Below are 19,798 nucleotides of genomic sequence, written 5' to 3'. Positions count from 1 at the left end.
TGATTTATTAATTAAAATTAAAACGTTCTTCCGCTAACCGATATAACGGACGCCAAATCAAGTGGTTAAAAGCAAGTACATACAAACACATCATCGCTGTACCTAAAGCAATTTTTGGGAAATCCCCTGTTGCTGTACTGGCTTGGATGTATTCACCTAAACCGGTGGCTCTAAGCGTAGTATTTCCCCAACTTACAAATTCTGCCACGATGCTGGCATTCCATGCACCACCTGCTGCAGTTATGGCGCCAGTAATATAAAAAGGAAAGATCCCTGGAACTGCTAATCTTTTCCACCAAAGCCATCCTTTCAAACCAAAATTATCTGCTGCGAGATACAGTTCGCGCGGGATTGCCGATGCACCCGCAATCACATTAAATAAAATATACCATTGAGTCCCGAGGATCATCAGTGGAGTAACCCAAATTTCTACATTTAAATGGAATTTAACAATAGCAATAACAAATAAAGGATAAAATAAATTAGCTGGGAAGGCGGCGACGAATTGAATCACTGGCTGTATTTTTTGTGCAATCCTTGGTCTCATACCTATCCATACACCTACTGGAATCCAAATTAATGAACTCAGGATAATTAGACATATAACACGTGTCCCTGTTGCTGCGCCAAGCAAGAATACGTGAACAATATCACTAATTTTCAGCTCTGCAAGAATGAAGCGCAGCAAAAACCATGCTCCTGAACACACACATAAAAAGACAAAGGCCCCCCAAAATCGATCAAGACGCCGTTGTTTTTTTAAATCAATTTCCTTAACTGCTTTGGATTCATTAAGGCGCATCCAGCGTGCATTCACAAAATGATCGGTGAAAACCCCAATAATCTCGGCGAATTGCTTCATTAAACGACTGCCACGCATCCAATCCACCAACCAAGATTGATATTCCGCTTCATCATGCGAGGTTTCTGCTTTAAATTTCTCTGACCATGCAATTAAAGGGCGAAAGAAAATTTGATCATACAAAAAAATCACAATAACCATCGTTAAAATTGCATAACCAACTGCATGTAAATCGCGTTGCTGTATGGCTAAAGCGATATAGGAGCCCACTCCGGGTAAGCGGATGTTTTGATGCGCGACAGAAATCGCTTCAGACAGGACCACAAAGAACCAGCTCGCAGACATGGAAACCATCATATTCCATAATAAACTTGACATGGAAAAAGGTACTTCCAGTTTCCAAAAACGCTGCCATGCGGATAATCGAAACATGGAAGCTACTTCTTTTAAATCATGAGGCAGTGTTTTTATGGATTGATAAAAACCAAAAGTCATATTCCATACCTGGGCACAAAAAATAGCGAATATGGAAGCACACTCCGGTCCTAACAGACTATTTGGAAACAAGTGAATAAACCCTGTTACTGTAATCGATAAAAAGCTTAAGACAGGTATGGATTGCAAGATATCAATAGCTGGAATAATTATCTGCTCTGCACGTCGATTTTTAGCAGCCCAAAGCCCAACAGTAAATGTAAAAATTATGGAAAAGAATAAGGCGATAAACATACGCAACACGGTACGCAACGCATAAAAAGGAAGGTTGGAAGGATCTAAAGAAATGGGGATCTGTTCTCCTAGTTGATATGGAGTAGCCATTTGTGAACCAGCCCAACCTAAAAAAAACAGGATAGAAAAAATAAGAATAAGAAGCAGTAAATCCCAACGATTTATATATCGACCGACTCTATCAGGATTAGCAAAGTAGAACCGACTTTCCCGCACTATGCCCCCTTAATAAACTTTGGTTGATACAACGAAATACACTTTGCAGAATCAAACAAACAGTATACACTAAAAATGCAGTTACAGTTATTTCCATATCCGTTTGATATGCTGCATAAAATACCATAAAGAAGGCTTAATCAATAGATAAAAGCCGTTGAAATATTATCCTAAATTGCTCATTATAATGATTAATCGATCAGTTGGTGATTATCCTTAATTAAAGACAATCGAAAAAAACAAAACATTTAGATTAATAATTGAACTTTTATGGAATTTAGGTGTCTAATATAGTGAGCATTTCCCCCGAATGCTTAACTTCGCTTTACCCCCTCTTAAGCGAAGAAATGTTTAGATTCATGATCTAAACACACAATTTACCCCGGCTCCAGCCGGGGATTTTTTTAGTATCCACTTAGGCCCACTGCTATTGACCTGGGGGGAAACTTTTCACGAAAGGGAAAATCCATTTCTCCTGTGTATAGAGTCTGCATTTCCGCAGTTAATGGCGGTGGTTTTCTGCCCTAAGCCCGAAATACTGTTTTTGCCCCATCTTGTTTCAAAATAAAGCTTTTTTCCAGGATTCAAGCTAAATAAGAACTCAAATACTTCTTATTGGAAGTGGTGAATTTCAGTAAAAATGATTAAAATCAATCTATTCCATTGACAATCGAGGCATTATTCATGAATAAAAAATTAACAAGCTTCCTGGGGATACTGTTGCTCATTTCTCAATTCAGTTATGCACAACCTGATCCCGTGCAATTATCAGTCTGGGTCAATGAAGCTATTGTTGCCACATACACCTATAGTTATAAAAACTATTTAGAAGATCAAAAAAGAATAGCCAAATATTTTACGGCTGATGGCTGGATAGCATACAGCAATGCATTAAATGCTTCAAAATTACCCGAGGCCATACAAAAAAATCTTTATTATGTAAGCGCTGTAGCGACTGAACCACCTGTTATTTCTAACATTGACGCCACGCATTGGAAAGCGACTATGGGTTTATTAGTTGTATACCAAAATCCCCAATATCAGCAAAAACAGCATTTGAAAGTAACCATCAATTTTATGACAGCCCCCTCAGGCCAGGGCGTAAGAGGCTACACTATTTCGAGTCTACAATCTGTGGTCAACAAAACACCCTGTAAATGTGATGTTGAACAAGAGAGCCCCCTCTTACCACCGAGTAAACCTAACTCAGGTAACGCCAAACAATAAGTCCCAAATGCAAGACGATGAATGCGCCAATCAAAATTAAAATGATATTTAACTTGGTTGGCACAGTTACATCCAAAGCGGATTGCTCTGGATTATTTGGATTATAATAAACATCAATTTCTTTATCCTCTTTAAAAGCAACTGCAGCCTTATATGCAATATTTCTAGAATATTTACTATTTGGATTATTATGAGCAGTATCTAAAAATAAATATTCTCCAGTCAGATCTTTATCATAAACTTGATAAGAATATTCAATTTTAGGCCAAACACTATGGCCCACTTCCGTCCATTTACAAGAGGTAATACGGCCTTTGGTGATTAACCAGGATTTCGCACGCACTAATACCTGCCTGTCTTGCCAAAAATGTCTAAACAGAATCAAAAGAAAAAATAACCAAACTAAATCGAGCATCCATCGCAAAAAAAATAGCCCTGTCATTAAAGTAGTCCTAAGAAATATGCTTTATGCAATATACAGTATATACCGCAATAGGTATAATCATTGGCATCAAGGTTCTATTATAAGGATATGCAATGATTGCTAAAACTCCTCTTTATGCCACACACTTGGAATGTGGTGCAAAAATGGTTGATTTTCATGGCTGGGAAATGCCGTTGCATTATGGATCTCAGATCACAGAACATCAGCATGTACGCAAAGATGCAGGTATGTTTGATGTCTCTCACATGACCATAGTCGATGTACTTGGTGCTGGTTGTCGTCAATTTTTACGCAAACTTCTCACTAATGATGTTGACTTGTTGGAGCATAACGGCAAAGCACTGTACAGCTGCATGTGCAATGAGCATGGCGGAATTATTGATGACCTTATTGTTTATCAGCGTGCTTCAGATAATTACAGGATTATTCTCAACTCAGCTACCCGAGAAAATGATTTAGCCTGGATTCGCAAAAAAAGTGAGGGGTTTGCTGTTGGCTTGCAAGAGCGAACAGAGTTGGCCATGCTTGCCATACAAGGCCCTAATGCGATAGAAAAGGTGTTAACAACACTTAATCCTGCACAAAGTGATGCTGTTTCTACATTAACCCATTTTGAATGCGTTGATGTAGAAAATTGGTTTTTTGCACGTACAGGATACACTGGAGAAGACGGTTTAGAAATTATTGTTCCACAAGAAATAATTGTGCAATTATGGCATGATTTGCTAAAAGCACACATACATCCTTGTGGCCTGGCTGCTCGAGATACTTTAAGATTAGAAGCCGGCATGCTTCTTTATGGTCAAGATATGGATGAAACTACCAGTCCATTGGAATCAGGCCTATCCTGGACCATTAAGTGGGAACCCGAAGATCGCGACTTTATTGGAATGGGGGCTTTATTTTCACAAAAGCAAATAGGAATTAAACGCAAAATGATAGGACTTACCTTATTAGACAAAGGAGTCATGCGCCATGGGCAAAGGGTTGTTGTTCCCGGTTGTTCCGATGGAATTATTACCAGTGGAAGCTACTCTCCTACATTAGAAAAATCTATCGCGCTGGCACGAGTTCCTGTTGAAACGGGTGAGGAAGTAATGGTAGATATTCGTGGTAAATTAGTTCCCGCAAAAGTAGGTAAGCCACGCTTTGTCAAATTGGGAAAAGCCATTTAACGTCACATTATTTATAAGCAATTGAGTTCATAGCGAGCAAGAACAGGGAGTTATAGATGCTAATTTTTAGTGGTACAAACGTCTGAGGTCCCACCTCGCTTCATTTAAGCTACACAAAAAATGAGGATAAATACAATGAATGATTTAAAATTCACAATGACACACGAATGGCTAAAAAAAGAAAATGAAGAGGTCACTGTAGGCATTACAGATCATGCCCAAGAACTTTTAGGGGACATGGTTTTTGTCGAGCTTCCAGAAATAGGTGATCAGGTAAGTGCCGGTGAAGAGTTAGGTGTCGTTGAATCGGTAAAAGCTGCTTCTGATTTTTACGCCCCTGTTAGTGGTATTGTCACGGCAGTTAATGAAATGGTTGTTGAAAATCCAGCACTCGTCAACAGCGATCCCTATGCCGCTGGTTGGCTAGTCAAACTAAAACCAAGCCATCCCGATGAAATAAATAGTTTATTAAATGCTGAACAATATCAAAATGAGATTGCCGAGGAACATTAATTATGCCTTATATCCCCCATACCCCTGAAGACATTAAGGTCATGCTAAATGCTATTGGAGTACAAGAAACACAAACCTTGTTTGATGAGATTCCCTTAGCTTTGCAATATGCAGGTTTTCAAAACATACCTGCTGGCATCAACGAAATGGATATGTTGAAAGAAGCACAAAACTTTGCAAATAAAAATCGTAATGGTGTTTGCTTCATGGGGGCAGGATGCTATGAACATCATATTCCTGCAGCAGTGTGGGATATTGCCTCTCGCGGCGAATTTTTAACCGCATATACGCCTTATCAAGCGGAGGCCAGTCAAGGCACCTTACAGCTACTCTACGAATATCAAACAATGATTTGTGAACTCACTGGCATGGATGTCTCTAATGCATCAATGTATGATGGCGCCACTTCTTTGGCGGAAGCCATTTTAATGGCAGTACGCATCAACAAACACAGTAAAACAAATCGTGTGTTAATAGCGGGTACTGTTCATCCTTTCTATCGTGAAACGGTTGAAACCATCTTACGTAATCAACATATCGAAGTCATTACGTTACCATTTGATGAAAAGAAAGGCGTTATCGCTCTTTCTGCATTAAAGCAATATTCTGGTGAGGATATTACTGCGCTCGTGATTGCACAGCCTAATTTCTTTGGTTGCCTTGAAAAAGTTAATGAATTGAGTGATTGGGCACATCAAAACAAAGTCATTAGTATCGCATGTGTAAACCCCGTATCGCTTGCATTATTAAAACCACCGAGTTTGTGGGGTAACCATGGCGTAGACATTGTTTGCGGTGAAGGGCAACCTTTAGGCTCGCCTATGGCTTCTGGAGGCCCTTATTTTGGTTTTTTAAGTACACGTATGAGCCATGTCCGCCAACTTCCAGGAAGATTGATTGGATGTACTGTAGATAAAGAGGGTAAAAGAGGGTTTACTTTAACATTACAAGCACGAGAACAACATATACGCCGCGCTAAAGCGACGTCAAACATTTGTACTAATCAAGGATTACTCGTTACCGCGGCAACCATCCACATGAGCCTATTGGGAGCAGAAGGATTACGCCAGGTAGCAAGCCAATGCCATCAAAACACACATCTATTGGCTGAGGTTTTAACCCAAATTGATGGTGTAAAGTTAGCTTTTGATGCCCCTTATTTTCATGAGGTATTGCTTCAATTAAATCAACCTGTTGATCAAGTATTAAAAGAGTTAGCCAATGCAGGCATTACAGGTGGTTATGCTCCAGCAATCCATTATCCTCGATTAGAAAATACCCTTTTGGTTTGTGCTACAGAAATGCGTACAGATGAAGAAATCGAGCTCTATGCAAATACATTAAAAGCCATCATGTCTCAACGAGGTGCCACATGTTCGTAATTCAGTTAACTTATCTAGTACCTCTTAATGAAGTAGATAAGTATTTACAGTCACACAGAGAATTTCTTGATTACTATTACAAACAAGGTTTATTGGTAGCTTCTGGCCCAATGAAACCACGGACAGGCGGGATCATCATTGCGGCTACAAATGATCGAGCCTATCTTGAATCCATATTCAAAAATGACCCTTATTATTTAGCAGAAATCGCGGAGTATCAGTTTATTGAATTTACCCCGGTCAATCATCGAGCTGAACTTAAAGAGCTTATTCAGAAAACGGAAGGCAAATTATGTTAATTTTTGAATTATCCCAAAATAACCGTCAAGCTACGGCACAAGCACCGAAAATTTCAAAGAGTAAATACGCCATTCCTGCCGAATTGGAGCGAAAAATACCACCTAGATTGCCTGCTTGCTCCGAATTACAAGTCGTGCGACATTTCACGCGCCTTTCCCATAAAAATTTTGCAATAGACAGTAATTTTTATCCCTTAGGTTCGTGTACCATGAAGTATAATCCGCGGGGGGTACATAAAGCAGCATCCAACCCGAATTTTCTCAACCGCCATCCACTTGCAACTGAACAAGACAGCCAGGGTTTTTTAGAGCCGCTTTATCGCTTGCAAGAATATATAGCCGAAATTACGGGGATGGCTGGGGTGTCTTTGACACCCATGGCAGGTTCTCAGGGTGAATTTGCAGGTGTTGCAATGATTAAAGCGTATCACCAATCTCGCGGTGATACTGCACGAGATGAAATGTTGATTCCAGATGCCGCCCATGGCACAAATCCAGCTTCTGCAGTCATGTGTGGATTTAAAATTGTTGAAATAGCTACTGCTGCAGACGGCGATATTGATCTTGAAGAGTTAAAGAGCAAACTTGGCCCTAAAACTGCAGGAATCATGTTAACCAATCCTTCTACACTCGGATTGTTTATGCGACAAATTAAAGAAATAGCTGCCCTGGTTCATCAAGCTGGTGGATTATTGTATTACGATGGTGCCAACCTTAATGCTATTTTAGGGAAAGTAAGGCCGGGGGATATGGGCTTTGATGTTATGCATTTAAATCTTCATAAAACCTTCGCTACCCCTCATGGCGGCGGCGGACCTGGCGCAGGTCCTGTTGCAGTAGGCAACCGTTTACTGCCCTTCATGCCATTACCAGTCGTGAAAAAAACAAACTCTGGGTACCAATGGGCATCTCAGCACGATTATCCCCAGAGTATAGGCCGATTATCCTGCTTTATGGGAAATGCGGGTATTTTACTGCGTGCTTATTTTTACATACGTGTACTCGGTAAAGAGGGTTTATTGCGTGTTTCAGAACATGCGACGCTAAACGCAAATTACCTCCTTAAAGAGTTAATCAAAGCAGGGTTTACTCCAGCCTATCCAAACAGACGTGCTTCGCATGAATTTATCTTAACACTAAGTCCGGAAAAGAAATCTTATGGGATTACCGCCATGGACATTGCCAAAAGATTATTGGATTATGGCATCCATGCCCCAACCACTTATTTTCCGTTGCTTATTCCTGAATGCTTGCTTATTGAGCCTACAGAAACCGAAAGCAAAGAAGAACTGGATCAGTTTGTACAGGTAATGAAATCTATCAAAGAAGAAGCAGCAACAAACCCTGGCATAGTTAAAGAGGCACCTCATTCTTTACCCGTTAAGCGACTGGACGATGTTAAGGCTGCCCGAGAACTGGATTTAAATTATTTTGCACGTGAAAACACCTCAGCAGGATAGACTCCCTTGCAATTGTTTCTCCCTGGAACTACCCTTCATACAAGCGGAAGGTTCAAGGAGAAACAACAACCCTTACTCTAAATTTCAACTTGCAGCATCCCCTGGAGAGACTCTCTTCGTTTTCAGAGACAAAGCTCTTGCAAAGAAGCGATTTCCTGTAGGAATTAGCTTGTACATAAATAGTATTAAGTCTATAAATATAATACACATACTTAAAAATATTTTTATTTAAGGAAAAAGCTTAAATGTCAATCAAGAACATAACTGTTCTCCATTTTCTTTTGCAAGACATCCATGCATGCATTGAGTTGAAATATATAGCTAAAGTACTTCCTTTACCCTTGCTTGAAATAGTACCATCTTCCCCAGTCTATTGCGCAGGCCTGATGAATCTTAAAAGTAAATGCATCCCTGTTCTTGATTTAGCGATTAGCATTGGTTTGCATCGAGAGCAAATATATCCCTTAAATATACCCGTTCTTCTATGCGATAACGGCTCACACCAGATAGGTTTAATCGTTGATAAAGTACTTGGTATCAATGAAATAGAGGAAACCAAACTTGAGGTTCATGAAGAATTTACAAATAGCAACTCACCTTTTTTTGGCGTCGTAACTCTGGAGACCGGGGTTTCACTATTAATCAATATTGATTGGGTATTTACGCTAAAACTTACACAAGAAATAACTCAAGTAACTAATTATGAACAACAATACTAATACCATAATAAATGAAATAAAAAAACTCGAGCCCGAGTTTATCGAGCTCATTCACAAACGATTTGGTCTTGTTATACGTATAAATCAGGCTACAGAACTCACAAAAACAATTATTGCCGCATGTATTAAATTTAATTACTTGCCTCAAGAATATCTAAACCATCTAAAAAGTTGTTCCTGTAATTCTTCATTGTTAGCTGATTTACTTGCATCGATTACCGTAGGCGAAAGCTATTTTTTCCGCGACAAGAACCAAATGCTCCTACTTGAAAAAATTCTTTTGCCTCAATTAATCAAAAAAAAGTCGAATGACTTTACTTTAAAAATCTGGAGTGCAGGTTGTTCTTCTGGTGAAGAAATATATACAATTGCCATGTTATTAACAGAATTGCTTCCCAATATCGATTCGTGGGACCTCTATTTAATAGGAACTGATATAAATACCAGCGCCCTCCAAAAAGCAAGCTCCGGCATTTATGGACAATGGTCGATGCGCTCTATTTCTGAAAAGTATGTAAAACGATATTTCAAAACAAATAATCGCTCATACATCCTTTCACCAGAAATTTGTGACTTGGTACAATTTAAATATCTTAATCTATGTGATAATAGCTATCCATCTATAATTAATGGAATATTTGATGTTGATTTAATATTATGCCGTAATGTGCTAATTTATTTTGATAATGAACTTGTTATAAAAATTATGAAAAAATTAAGCGCCTGTATGACCGAACATGGTTATCTGGTACTAGGCGCGTCAGATCCGATTGTTACATCAGGAACTAATCTTAGTTTTCATCATAATGATGCTATCTATTTCTCTCTAAATAAAGATGATGAAACAAAAAAGGATTTTAAATGACGATAAAAGAACAAAAGCACGCTTCTGAACTGATACCAAAAAGTGAAGAAGCATTATACATACTGCAAGCGAGAACCAGGCAACTCGCACAACAGGAAGTGGATAAAACTCAAAATAATGGCATTGCTTTTGTTCATTTCACACTTAACAAAAATGAACATTATGGAATTCCCTATCAATATGTCCAAGAAATTTTACATCATGTGGATTTGGTAAAACCTCCGTTCATCCCCCATTTTATTGCCGGGGTCATTAATTGGCGAGGGGCATTAATTACTGTGATCGATCTAATCCGATTTTTTCATCCGCATCCTTCTGGGCATAAACAAAAAAACGATTTTATTATCGTCATTAATGCCAATAACATCACCCTTGCTTTACTAACCCCTCAAATCAAGGGAAGTGCTGTTTATCAGCCAAATCAATTGGCCATCCCATTATCGTCGACAAATGCAGCAAAACCTGAATATATTCTGGGATTGCATCATGCGGTTACAGCAATTATCCATGTTGAGGCTCTAATATCGAGTTTATGTTTGGAAATTAAAAAAAGTTTATACAGGAGAGGAGAGGTTCATGGAAACCACTAATAATCGAGGCTTTGTTATAACTGTTCGTGCTCGCTTAATCATTGGATTTATGACTCTTAGCCTTCCTTTATTGCTGTTAATTATGCTTTTAATACCCAAGGTTAACTTTGTAGTCCAATTAAGCCAAAAAATACGCAGTGAAAATTTGCCACAAATTATTGATAGCCAAATTTATGAGGTTCAAGACATCCTGGAACATTGGGCAATGACAGGCGACCCCGAAGACAAAATCCATTTCGAGCGCCTATGGGGTCAAATCACTAATATTAGAAATGAATGGAACCAGGCCATGCATTCTATAGAAAACCCCAAACTCCGAAATGAATGGGATAAACTAGAGGAACTATATTTACCCCTTTACGAGGTTCAAAGCTCGATTATCAATACGCCAAGGGATCCCAATAATCCTGATAATGTAGAAACAACGAGGAATAAAACAAGAAATATTCAAGATGCGATGCTTAAAATTATAGACGGTGCTTATTCTAATGAAACAGGGAAAAGATCGGGTGGCTTATTTTATTTGTTATCTCAAGAAATCGAAAAGAACACGACCAAAATTAATAAAAGTTTAGTTTCTATAAAAAACTCTGCCTATTGGCTACTCATTTTAGCTGTTATTTTAACCATTATTGTTCCCTATTTCACATCACGGGCGATGTCCATTCCAATCGATAAGGCAATAGATATTGCTGAACAAATTGCCGCAGGTGAACGCGATATAATGATCCAAATTCCAACCAGGGATAAATTAGGTAAACTTCTTTTATCCTTAAAAGCGATGCAAGAAGCGATTAAGAAGAATGAAGAGATTCTCCGTACTAAAGAAGAAGAATCTCGAATATTATTTGAAAAATTAGTCAGCTCATCAAAGAAATTTCGTGAACATAGTAGTAAAGTTGCCGCAGGCGACCTTAGAGAACATCTTGAAATTGATAAAGAAGACGTTTTACAAGATTTAGGTAAAGATTTAAATTTAATGACCGATGGCCTTGCATCCATTACAAAAAAAATTACCACCGCGGGCAATGAGATAGTGGCCATGGTTGAAACGATTCTTACTTCGGCCAATGAGCAAGCTGAAGGCATTACCTCACAAGCAACTGCAATTAATGAGATAAGCGCCTCTTTAGAAGAAATTGATAAAAGCTCAAAACAAACTATGGCTAAAGCACAAACGTTAAGGGAAGTTGCTAAAAATACATATGAGCAAGGAAAATTAGGTACGGAATCGGTAGCACAAAGCATTGAAGGGATTAATGCTTTAGAGGAAAAGATGAAGCTTATCGCTCAAACCATTCTTGACTTAAGCACCCACACCCAACAAATTGGGGATATCACTTCCGTAGTGAACACTCTAGCACAGCAATCAAAAATGCTGGCATTGAATGCATCCATTGAAGCATCTAAAGCAGGTGAAGCTGGAAAAGGATTTGCTGCTGTTGCCACTGAGGTCAGAAATCTTGCAGAACAATCAGAACAATCTACAGTACAGGTACAAAAAATTCTTGAAGATATCCGACGAACTACCGAAAAAGCCGTTACTGTTACCGAAGAAGGATCAAAAGCCCTTGAATCCGGGACAAAACTCATTGATAAAGCAGGTCAAGTCATTCAGACGCTTAGTAAAATGATCAATGAAGCCTCTATTTCAAGTCAGCACATTGAAGTAGCCATACGCCAGGAAACTGTAGGTATAGAGCAAATAGTCGAAAGTATGAATGAAATTAACCGCACTACATCCACTTTTTCAGGGGGCATTAAGGAATTGATGGATTTTATCCATAAGTTAGATGATATAGCAAAACATCTTAAAGATGGTGTGAATATTTATAAAGTTTAGAAGCTTTAATATGACTCCAGACGATCAGTTATTAAAACAGTTATTAGAAACATTTGGCCCAGAACTTGAGTCATTACTGTCAATTATTACTGAAAATTTAAGTAAAATTGAACGGGCAGAAGCAGTAAATGATCTCGATCTTATGATGGCGGACATTTCTCGTGCTGGACGCAACATTAAAGTTTCAGCATTTTCAGTAGGCATGCAAAATCTTGGCAAGATCGCTGAATTTGTGGAGCAACTGTTTGATCCGTTCCATAAAATATCAACAGAGATAATCCAATTAACATTTCGTGCGGTTGATGGGATGCGTGAAGCCATGCAGGATTTTATTGAAAAAAAACCCCTTTCCGCTAACCTTAATAAACTGTTATATCAACTCGAATCTCTTTCGCAGCGTGATAAAGATGAAGAAGAAAATCAAATCCCCCCCCCACAGACTACCTCTCATGAAAATAAATCCAATGAAGAAACATCTCCTTCAATACCTACCCCTTCTTCCTCAGATACTGAGTTTATTAAGAAAATCATTGAAACATTTAAAACAGAGCTACATGAGAACTTAATCACGATAACGGATGGATTATTACAGCTTGAGAAAGGAACTGACTCTGAACAAGACTTCCAGAATCTATTGGAAGAAATTTTTCGAGTTGCCCATAATATCAAAGGTTCCGCCCGAGGAGTAGGAGCCGTTGATGTAGGTGAAATTGCTCACTATTTAGAAGCTTTATTTGCTGCAATTCAGAAAAAAAAGATCGAGATTTCTTCTGAAATAATTAATCTTTGCTTGCAGTCAATTGATTATATGAATGAAGCGATACAATGCTTTAGTGAGCAACGGCCTTTATCATTTGACTTAGACAATCATTTGCAACAGCTAACCTGTTATGCTGAAGGCCGAACTCAAAAAGAAATAGCTTCTTATAGATCTCCAAGTAATCAAACCTCACTTAAGCCTAATGAAAAAGCCGGATTTCCAATCACCCCCCAAAAAAGCGAATTTGAATCAATACGCGTGTCCTTACAAAATTTGGAACGTATTTCAGTTTATATGGAAGAAATTCAAGCCATTAAAATTGCTATTGAAGAAAACTATGCCAAATTAACCAAGATTAATTTCAAATTAGAGCAGCTCACGAAGTCTTGGAAAAAAAACACCTTTGAGTTAATTAAAAATTATTCTGGAAATGAAATAAAACATGTGGATACCTTACCCTCCATAAACTTTACTGAACTCACAGAAGCCAAAAAAGCGGCTCATTTAATTGAAAGGGAGTTACGTATCCCCATCAGCGAATTATCAATTTTATTAAATGCACTTCAGGATGAAATTCGTACATTACGCCTTATTCCGGTAACAAATCAATTACGTTATTTACCACGCATAGTCCGTGACTTAGCACAAGAGCTAAACAAGGAAGTCAATTTCGAAATTAAAAGTAATCAAGTAAAAATTGATAAGCTAATCCTTGATGGCCTAAAAGATCCTATAGTCCACATTTTGCGTAATGCGATTGATCATGGTATTGAAAATAGTGAGGTTCGTCTGCGGGCTGGCAAATCACCGCAGGGAAATATAAGTATTGAGGTCGTGCAGAAAAACAATCAAATTGTGTTTAAAATAATCGATGATGGTGCAGGAATTAAAACTGAAGATGTGATCCGTAGCGCACTTCAAAAAAATATTATTACCCAGACCGAACTTGAAACGATGAAACAGGAAAATATTTATGATCTCCTTTTTCGGCCAGGGTTTTCTACTCGCAAGTCAGCGACCGATATTTCTGGAAGAGGCATAGGACTTGATGTTGTTCGATCGAATCTGCTTCGTTTAAAAGGCCAGGTTAATGTAGAAAGCCAAACAGGTAAAGGAACTATTTTTTTCTTACAGGTTCCTCTTACCTTAGCGACTGAACGCGGTTTAATTGTTATGTGCAGTAGCCAGACATTTGTAATTGTTACCAGCGCTGTAGAGTGTGTATTGCTGTTACAAAAGAAAGACATTGTTAATGTAGAAGGGAATCCAACCGTCCTTGTTAAGGAACAACCCATTTTGTTATGCTCGTTGTCAAAGGTATTGTCCCTTGATGAAAATAAGAAGAATCTCAAGGAAAATTTTTCTGTTGTTGTCATCAAGAAAGATGAAGAATGCCTTGCCTTGCTTGTCGACGAAATTATTGGTGAACGAGAAATAGTACTCAAACCACTACAAGAACCTTTAGCCAATATACCTTGTGTCATTGGGGCTACCTTAACAGGCAGCAATCAAATTAATTTCGTACTAAATTCTGCAGAGATAATAAAAAGGGTGCTGCTATAGTGAATGATTGCCTATGATAAAAATTTTAATTGTTGATGACTCACCTACAGAAACGGCACTAATCCAACATATCATTGAGTCTGCCAAGGATATGGAAGTGATTGGCGTCGCCAAAAATGGCAAGGAAGCAATTGAGTTAAACAAAAAATTAAAGCCCAACCTTATTACGATGGATATACATATGCCAGTCATGGATGGGCTAGAGGCCACTCGTATCATTATGGCCCATCATCCTACACCAATTGTGATCATTAGTTCCCTGATAAATAGCGAATCTGCCCAAGCTAGCTTTCATATTCTCGACGCAGGCGCATTAACTGCCCTAGAAAAACCGCAAAATGTATTTTCACCTTCTTTTGAAGACAGCAAAAATCATATCATTGATACTCTTCGTAGCCTTGCGGATATTCGAGTAGTAAAAAAGCCACTAAAAAGGCATTTAACACACGGCAGTTTCCTGGCGCACGCCAAGCATACGAGCGAGCCCCTTTATGAAATTATTGCTATGGGGGCCTCCATTGGTGGTCCCATAGCATTGAAAACTATTCTCTCCCAATTACCAGCAGATTTCCCTGTACCTATCGTAATTGTGCAACATATGAGTAGTGGTTTTATATGCGGGTTTGCTCAATGGCTTGCGGAAAATATAGCGCTTACCGTTAAAAATGCAGAAAATTATGAAACCTTAAAAGCAGGAGTAGTTTACATAGCCCCTGAGCATAAACATCTGGAGATCGATAAAGCTCATAAAAATTTAATCTGCAAATTAGTGGATGCTCCCCCTGTTTCCGGTTTTTGCCCTTCAATTACGCATTTATTTCAATCAATCGCCAGGGTTTCCAGAGAAAGAGCCATTGGTGTGCTTTTAACGGGAATGAGTGATGATGGCGCAACAGGATTATTGGAATTAAAACAAGCTCATGGGCATACTTTGATCCAAGACCAAGAAAGCTCTGTTGTGTTTGGCATGGGTGCTGTAGCACAATCATTAAACGCCGTAGACAAAGTAATTGAATTAGAGAATATTGCAGGTTATTTAACAAAAATTTGTACCATTACAAGCGAGTAACCTTTTTATGGAAAAAGAAAATCCATTGATTTTAGTTGTTGATGACAGTGCTACTATGCGTCTAATTACCTGCGATGCATTAATTAAAGTTGGTTTTAATGTAATTCAAGCTGAAAATGGTGAACGAGCATTATCACTACTGACAACTGCTAAACCCGACGCTGTATTACTGGATGTAGAAATGCCCGGTTTAAATGGTTTTCAAGTCTGTGCTGAAATTCGCAAATTACCTGATTGGCGTTACCTTCCGATTATGATTGTCACGGGTTTAGAAGATTATGAATCAATTAATCTTGCTTACCAGGCGGGAGCTACAGATTTTACCACAAAGCCGATTAACCCAACGTTACTTGGTTATCGTGTTCGTTATATGGTCCGAACCAATTCATATTTTCAAGAGTTGCAAATCGCTGAGCAAAAAGTTAGGGCATTAAATAACGAATTGCTCGACAAACTACTCCAAATTCAACAAAATGCCATAGCAGTAGCCCGTTTTGTCCCCCAAGATTTCCTTAAGGTACTGAATCGAAAAAACATTGCCGATATCAAATTAGGTGATTGGGTTGAAAAAGTCATGACAGTTCTTTTCTTGGATATCAAGTCCTTTACTTCCATTGCCGAGCAACTTTCCCCAGTTGAAATTTTTAATCTGATTAATACATTAATGAGCTATATGGAGCCGGTAATCCTTAGAAACTCTGGCGTTATTGATAAGTATATTGGCGATGCCATCATGGCATTATTCAATAATGCAGATGATGCCCTTGCAGCTGCATCGGAATTATTAGTCGCCCTAGACAATTTTAACGCTTCTCGAATACTCAATAATCTGGATCCTATACGTGTTGGCATTGGTATCAATACAGGGCATTTGATTTTAGGCACCGTTGGATTTGAAGAACGAATGGATTGCAGTGTTATTAGTGATGCGGTCAACATTGCTTCAAGGCTTGAAAACCTAACTCGAGTTTTTGATATTGAGTTATTAATCAGCGAACAAACCTTTATACAATTACAATACAAAGAACGATATAATTTTCGTTTTTTAGGATTGACCAAAGTAAAAGGTAAAAACTACCCTATTAAAATTTATGAAATCTTTAATCATAATTCACCTGTGGTAATTCAGCTTAAAAATGATTCAGCTGCTATTTTTACGACCGCTTTAAGTCATTATGAAGCAAAAAGATTTAATGAAGCATCAGAGCTTTTTAAACAAATTCTATCTATAAATCCCCAGGACTCATCTGCACATTATTTCCTGGAACAATGCAAGGAAAAAATGAAATAAAAGAAGGATGTAAGCATCCTTCTATTTATAGAATCAACCCGCTTTAATTTGATCGACAGCATTTTGATTGAGATGAGTGACGATCAAACTAATTAACTTTACTGCTTGATCATAATCACGTTTATCAAATACACCTGCTTGTTGATGGGCATAACGGATGGGCACTCCAATATTAATGCTTGGAACTCCTGAGCCTGAACCTTGTACTTTGGATCCATCTTGGCCATAACCTATTTCAGATTCTAATTGTACTTGGATGTTATTTTTTTTAGCCAAATCTAAAATCCAACTTAATAACTCTTGGTGAGGAATCATCGAACGATCATAAACAAATAACGTGGGACCTTTACCCAAAGCAATTTTACCTTTGCGAGCAGCAATCAATGCAGGATAATCATCAGCAATACCTACTTCAACATTAATGGTGACATCTGGATGGGTACTATTAAAAACGGTGCTTGCCCCACGTAACCCGACCTCTTCTTGTACGGTTGCAGCTGTAAAAAGCTGATTAGGATGTTGCTTATTTTTGATGGACTCCAGAACATCGCCTATCAACGCTAAACCTAATCGATCATCGAGTGCTTTTGCTAAATAACGATTCTCGCTTAAGGGACTAAATTGACTGGCAGGAGTCACTTGTAATCCTGGACGAACATTGAATTGAGTTTCAGCTTGCTCTTTTGTTTCGGCGCCAATATCCAGAAATACGGCATTAACCGCGGGCAATTTATTTTTTTTGGGTTCCTCAATAAGGTGAGTTGAGTCCATTCCGGAATAAGCAAGAATAGGACCATTAGGAGTCGAAACAGTCCAGCGTTGTGCAAAAATAACCGAGGCCGGAATACCACCTAGAGGGATAATCTTTAAAAAACCATCAGGCGTTATTGATTCAACCATATATCCAACTTCATCCATATGAGCCATTAACAGAACATTAGGACCTTGGGGATTGTCTTTATATAATCCAATTAAATTTCCCATGCCATCCACCGTAACGCGACTCATTGACTGTTGCCACTGTTGTTTTACCACATCACGAACGGATTTCTCAAACCCAGATGCACCTGCTAGATCAGTTAATTTTGCCAAAGAATTTTGATCGGCACTAACAGCAAAAGCCCCTGTCATCATTAAGACCATTAGGACTGCATTTATTTTTTTCATCATCAATATCCTTATTTAAACCCAAATTATTGCGCGATCATTCTACTATAGTAACAGCCCATTATTTAGGCTATTATTGTTTTTTTGTTATTGACCTATTTTTTGCCATGAAAACCGCCATTGTCATTCCTGCTCGTTATGCCTCCACCCGATTACCAGGAAAACCATTGGTGTATATTAAGGGGCAAACGATGCTCCAACGTGTAGTCCGTTTATCACTCGCCGCTATTGAAGGACTAAAAAACACTTCTGTAATCGTCGCAACTGATGATGATCGAATTGTCCAGCATTGTCATGAAATTGGCATTGCCTCTGTGATGACTTCCCCAGATGCTCCCAGTGGTACTGATCGCGTTGCTCAAGCAATACGGCAGATTCCGGACAAACCTGATTTCATTTTAAATATGCAAGGGGATGCACCTCTAACGCCCCCTGATTTTTTACGGGCAATGATCGATGCCTTCGCTGAGTCACCTTGTGATGTAGTAACTCCTGTGACCCAATTAACCTGGAAACAACTCGATGAGCTACGCCAGAATAAACAGATAACCCCTTTTAGTGGGACTACTGCCGTTTTCGATGAGCAAACTGGCAACGCTTTTTGGTTTAGTAAAAGTATTATTCCAGCTGTGCGCCAAGAAGAAAAGTTACGCCAAAATAGCGACAAGAGCCCTATATTTCGTCATATTGGTTTATACGGGTATTCGCTCAATATGCTGGAAAAGTATGTTACCTTACCTGAAAGTAAATTTGAAAAATTAGAAGGATTGGAACAATTGCGTCTCTTGGAAAATGGCTACACGATTCGTTGTGTTGCTGTTGATTATAAAAATCGCGTCAGCATGTCTGGTATTGATAGCCCGCAGGACGTCATTCGTGCTGAAGCATTGATCGCTAAATATGGTGACTTTTTAACTTCCTTACCCATTCAATCTCAAGAGAATTTATAATATGGCTACACGATTACTTGTCGCCCGTCATGGAAACACTTTCGCCCCTGGCGATGTGGTCCGCCGAGTAGGCACTACTGATTTATCTTTAGTGGCAAGCGGCTTAAATCAAGGCCGTTTACTTGGTGTTTACCTAAAGCAACAGCATCTTATCCCTGATGTGATTTTTACCTCAAAATTAAAACGCGCCATCCAGACAGCAGAACAAGCTCAGCTCACTATGGGCTCTGATTTGCCGATTGAAACCTTGTCCATTTTCAATGAAATCGATTATGGGCCTGATGAAAACCAACCAGAAGAGAATGTAATTGCTCGAATTGGAAAAGATGCGATGAGCGCTTGGGAAACCCAGGCTATAGTACCCCAAGGTTGGAGTGTTGATCCCGATACACTCATTAAAAATTGGCTGGATTTTTCTATCCATCTTCGCACAAATTATATGGGGAAAACATGTTTGGTCATCACCAGTAATGGAGTTGCCCGTTTTTTACCTCATTTAACAGGTAATTTTGCAGCATTCACTGGACAATATGGAATTAAAATTGCTACAGGAGCATTATGCATCTTTGAAAATAAAGAACATTCTGAACTTTGGGATTGTATCGCCTGGAATGTAAAGCCGCAGATTATGAGTTTTTAGGGGACATACCCCAATATACAAGCAATAAGACTATCACACCAATTATCGTGTAAACTCTATATGAGCGAAACTCCACTGCTATTTTATCAGGAT

Annotated in this window: 18 protein-coding genes; 15 read left to right on the top strand and 3 right to left on the bottom strand. The window is 38.7% G+C overall.

From position 1 onward, the window contains the following. Positions 1 to 7 precede the first annotated feature (7 nt). Positions 8 to 1,747 carry an ABC transporter permease gene (locus tag EKG34_RS05355; RefSeq protein WP_012979534.1) on the bottom strand — a complete coding sequence of 580 codons (1,740 nt, stop codon included), beginning with the start codon at positions 1,745 to 1,747 and terminating at the stop codon, positions 8 to 10. 684 nt (positions 1,748 to 2,431) lie between these two features. Between EKG34_RS05355 and EKG34_RS05350 the strand changes: the two genes are divergently transcribed. Beyond that, a complete protein-coding gene (locus EKG34_RS05350) occupies positions 2,432 to 2,974 on the top strand; it encodes a DotI/IcmL family type IV secretion protein (RefSeq protein WP_003634184.1) in 543 nt (180 codons plus the stop codon). Here EKG34_RS05350 and EKG34_RS05345 read toward each other — a convergent pair. Next, a complete protein-coding gene (locus tag EKG34_RS05345) occupies positions 2,949 to 3,416 on the bottom strand; it encodes a DUF3592 domain-containing protein (protein WP_003634182.1) in 468 nt (155 codons plus the stop codon). The genes EKG34_RS05350 and EKG34_RS05345 overlap by 26 nt on opposite strands. Before the next feature lie 95 nt (positions 3,417 to 3,511). On the opposite strand from EKG34_RS05345, the gene gcvT reads away from it, so the two are divergent. The 12 genes from gcvT to EKG34_RS05285 all read left to right on the top strand — a co-directional run bounded on the left by gcvT (position 3,512) and on the right by EKG34_RS05285 (position 16,948). After that, entirely contained in the window at positions 3,512 to 4,594 is a 1,083-nt protein-coding gene (gene gcvT, locus EKG34_RS05340) for a glycine cleavage system aminomethyltransferase GcvT (RefSeq protein WP_003634180.1), read from the top strand. Positions 4,595 to 4,729: 135 nt separating this feature from the next. Beyond that, positions 4,730 to 5,107 (top strand): glycine cleavage system protein GcvH, encoded by a 378-nt coding sequence (gene gcvH / locus EKG34_RS05335; RefSeq protein WP_003634178.1) that lies wholly within the window; start codon positions 4,730 to 4,732, stop codon positions 5,105 to 5,107. 2 nt (positions 5,108 to 5,109) lie between these two features. Next, on the top strand, positions 5,110 to 6,489 hold the full coding sequence (gcvPA, locus tag EKG34_RS05330; protein WP_003634177.1) for an aminomethyl-transferring glycine dehydrogenase subunit GcvPA: 1,380 nt from the start codon (positions 5,110 to 5,112) through the stop codon (positions 6,487 to 6,489). Then, positions 6,480 to 6,788, top strand: coding sequence for a YciI family protein (locus EKG34_RS05325; protein WP_003634175.1), 309 nt, complete (start codon positions 6,480 to 6,482; stop codon positions 6,786 to 6,788). The genes gcvPA and EKG34_RS05325 overlap by 10 nt, the downstream gene beginning before the upstream one ends. Further along, on the top strand, positions 6,782 to 8,248 hold the full coding sequence (gene gcvPB, locus EKG34_RS05320) for an aminomethyl-transferring glycine dehydrogenase subunit GcvPB (protein WP_003634174.1): 1,467 nt from the start codon (positions 6,782 to 6,784) through the stop codon (positions 8,246 to 8,248). Before EKG34_RS05325 ends, gcvPB begins: the two co-directional genes overlap by 7 nt. A 245-nt stretch (positions 8,249 to 8,493) precedes the next feature. Continuing rightward, positions 8,494 to 8,967 carry a CheW domain-containing protein gene (locus EKG34_RS05315; RefSeq protein ID WP_003634172.1) on the top strand — a complete coding sequence of 158 codons (474 nt, stop codon included), beginning with the start codon at positions 8,494 to 8,496 and terminating at the stop codon, positions 8,965 to 8,967. Then, entirely contained in the window at positions 8,951 to 9,832 is an 882-nt protein-coding gene (locus tag EKG34_RS05310; RefSeq protein WP_003634170.1) for a CheR family methyltransferase, read from the top strand. The genes EKG34_RS05315 and EKG34_RS05310 overlap by 17 nt, the downstream gene beginning before the upstream one ends. Continuing rightward, positions 9,829 to 10,422, top strand: coding sequence for a chemotaxis protein CheW (locus tag EKG34_RS05305; RefSeq protein ID WP_003634167.1), 594 nt, complete (start codon positions 9,829 to 9,831; stop codon positions 10,420 to 10,422). The genes EKG34_RS05310 and EKG34_RS05305 overlap by 4 nt, the downstream gene beginning before the upstream one ends. Next, entirely contained in the window at positions 10,409 to 12,265 is a 1,857-nt protein-coding gene (locus EKG34_RS05300) for a methyl-accepting chemotaxis protein (RefSeq protein ID WP_003634165.1), read from the top strand. Before EKG34_RS05305 ends, EKG34_RS05300 begins: the two co-directional genes overlap by 14 nt. Before the next feature lie 10 nt (positions 12,266 to 12,275). Next, the gene (locus tag EKG34_RS05295) at positions 12,276 to 14,588 is read left to right on the top strand and encodes an ATP-binding protein (RefSeq protein WP_003634163.1); all 2,313 of its coding nucleotides are present in this window, start codon (positions 12,276 to 12,278) and stop codon (positions 14,586 to 14,588) included. A gap of 13 nt (positions 14,589 to 14,601) precedes the next feature. Next, positions 14,602 to 15,657 (top strand): chemotaxis-specific protein-glutamate methyltransferase CheB, encoded by a 1,056-nt coding sequence (gene cheB / locus EKG34_RS05290; protein ID WP_003634161.1) that lies wholly within the window; start codon positions 14,602 to 14,604, stop codon positions 15,655 to 15,657. Positions 15,658 to 15,664: 7 nt separating this feature from the next. Continuing rightward, positions 15,665 to 16,948 (top strand): response regulator, encoded by a 1,284-nt coding sequence (locus EKG34_RS05285; RefSeq protein ID WP_003634160.1) that lies wholly within the window; start codon positions 15,665 to 15,667, stop codon positions 16,946 to 16,948. 33 nt (positions 16,949 to 16,981) lie between these two features. Here EKG34_RS05285 and EKG34_RS05280 read toward each other — a convergent pair whose 3' ends face one another. Further along, positions 16,982 to 18,118, bottom strand: a complete 1,137-nt coding sequence (locus tag EKG34_RS05280; RefSeq protein WP_003634157.1) for a M42 family metallopeptidase — start codon at positions 18,116 to 18,118, stop codon at positions 16,982 to 16,984. Between the two features lie 104 nt (positions 18,119 to 18,222). Here EKG34_RS05280 and kdsB point away from each other — a divergent pair, with 104 nt between their 5' ends. Together kdsB and EKG34_RS05270 are read left to right on the top strand one after the other, a co-directional pair. After that, on the top strand, positions 18,223 to 19,065 hold the full coding sequence (gene kdsB / locus EKG34_RS05275) for a 3-deoxy-manno-octulosonate cytidylyltransferase (RefSeq protein WP_003634155.1): 843 nt from the start codon (positions 18,223 to 18,225) through the stop codon (positions 19,063 to 19,065). 1 nt (position 19,066) lies between these two features. Next, positions 19,067 to 19,705: a histidine phosphatase family protein gene (locus EKG34_RS05270; protein WP_003634153.1), complete on the top strand. Its 639-nt coding sequence runs from the start codon at positions 19,067 to 19,069 to the stop codon at positions 19,703 to 19,705. The last annotated feature ends 93 nt before the right edge of the window (positions 19,706 to 19,798 follow it).

The organism is Legionella longbeachae (genome assembly GCF_004283175.1).
Lineage (GTDB): Bacteria > Pseudomonadota > Gammaproteobacteria > Legionellales > Legionellaceae > Legionella > Legionella longbeachae.
This window is presented reverse-complemented; position numbering and strand designations above follow the sequence as displayed.

Excerpts from the sequence above, each read along its gene's own strand:
- EKG34_RS05350 (WP_003634184.1), top strand. The coding sequence starts at position 2,432 with ATGAATAAAAAATTAACAAGCTTCCTGGGGATACTGTTGCTCATTTCT.
- gcvT (WP_003634180.1), top strand. The coding sequence starts at position 3,512 with ATGATTGCTAAAACTCCTCTTTATGCCACACACTTGGAATGTGGTGCA.
- cheB (WP_003634161.1), top strand. The coding sequence starts at position 14,602 with ATGATAAAAATTTTAATTGTTGATGACTCACCTACAGAAACGGCACTA.
- EKG34_RS05280 (WP_003634157.1), bottom strand. The coding sequence starts at position 18,118 with ATGATGAAAAAAATAAATGCAGTCCTAATGGTCTTAATGATGACAGGG.
- EKG34_RS05310 (WP_003634170.1), top strand. The coding sequence starts at position 8,951 with ATGAACAACAATACTAATACCATAATAAATGAAATAAAAAAACTCGAG.
- EKG34_RS05285 (WP_003634160.1), top strand. The coding sequence starts at position 15,665 with ATGGAAAAAGAAAATCCATTGATTTTAGTTGTTGATGACAGTGCTACT.
- EKG34_RS05300 (WP_003634165.1), top strand. The coding sequence starts at position 10,409 with ATGGAAACCACTAATAATCGAGGCTTTGTTATAACTGTTCGTGCTCGC.
- EKG34_RS05305 (WP_003634167.1), top strand. The coding sequence starts at position 9,829 with ATGACGATAAAAGAACAAAAGCACGCTTCTGAACTGATACCAAAAAGT.
- EKG34_RS05325 (WP_003634175.1), top strand. The coding sequence starts at position 6,480 with ATGTTCGTAATTCAGTTAACTTATCTAGTACCTCTTAATGAAGTAGAT.
- EKG34_RS05345 (WP_003634182.1), bottom strand. The coding sequence starts at position 3,416 with ATGACAGGGCTATTTTTTTTGCGATGGATGCTCGATTTAGTTTGGTTA.
- EKG34_RS05270 (WP_003634153.1), top strand. The coding sequence starts at position 19,067 with ATGGCTACACGATTACTTGTCGCCCGTCATGGAAACACTTTCGCCCCT.
- gcvPB (WP_003634174.1), top strand. The coding sequence starts at position 6,782 with ATGTTAATTTTTGAATTATCCCAAAATAACCGTCAAGCTACGGCACAA.
- EKG34_RS05315 (WP_003634172.1), top strand. The coding sequence starts at position 8,494 with ATGTCAATCAAGAACATAACTGTTCTCCATTTTCTTTTGCAAGACATC.
- gcvH (WP_003634178.1), top strand. The coding sequence starts at position 4,730 with ATGAATGATTTAAAATTCACAATGACACACGAATGGCTAAAAAAAGAA.
- gcvPA (WP_003634177.1), top strand. The coding sequence starts at position 5,110 with ATGCCTTATATCCCCCATACCCCTGAAGACATTAAGGTCATGCTAAAT.
- EKG34_RS05295 (WP_003634163.1), top strand. The coding sequence starts at position 12,276 with ATGACTCCAGACGATCAGTTATTAAAACAGTTATTAGAAACATTTGGC.
- kdsB (WP_003634155.1), top strand. The coding sequence starts at position 18,223 with ATGAAAACCGCCATTGTCATTCCTGCTCGTTATGCCTCCACCCGATTA.